Raw genomic sequence first — 343 nt, forward strand, 5'->3', positions numbered from 1 at the left:
GGTGCGGCGATCAGGCGGACTTCAGCATGCGCACCCAGTCGACGTAGCGGTCGACGAAGCCCTGCAGGAACTTGCGGGTGTCCTCGCTGACGATCTGGCCTTGGTCGTCGATGCGCGCCGGGTCATGCTTGATGAACATTTCCGGCTGCGCGAGCGTCTTCACGTCGAGATACGCGAGCACGTTGCGCAGGTGCTGCTGCGCGAGCGCCGTGCCGACCGCGCCCGGCGACGTGCCGAGCACCGCGCCCGGCTTGCCCGACCACGAGTTGTGCCCCCACGGGCGCGAGCCCCAGTCGAGCGCGTTCTTCAGCACGCCGGGAATCGAGCGGTTGTATTCGGGCGT

Annotated in this window: 1 protein-coding gene; it reads right to left on the reverse strand. The window is 68.2% G+C overall.

Annotated elements, in window-relative coordinates:
• Positions 1-10 precede the first annotated feature (10 nt).
• Positions 11-343, reverse strand: a 333-nt coding sequence (locus SB816_RS30350) for an NADPH-dependent FMN reductase (protein ID WP_410548036.1), incomplete at its 5' end; no start/stop codon positions are given.

Source organism: Achromobacter sp. SIMBA_011 (assembly GCF_046535435.1).
Taxonomy (GTDB): Bacteria; Pseudomonadota; Gammaproteobacteria; order Burkholderiales; family Burkholderiaceae_B; genus Achromobacter; species Achromobacter dolens.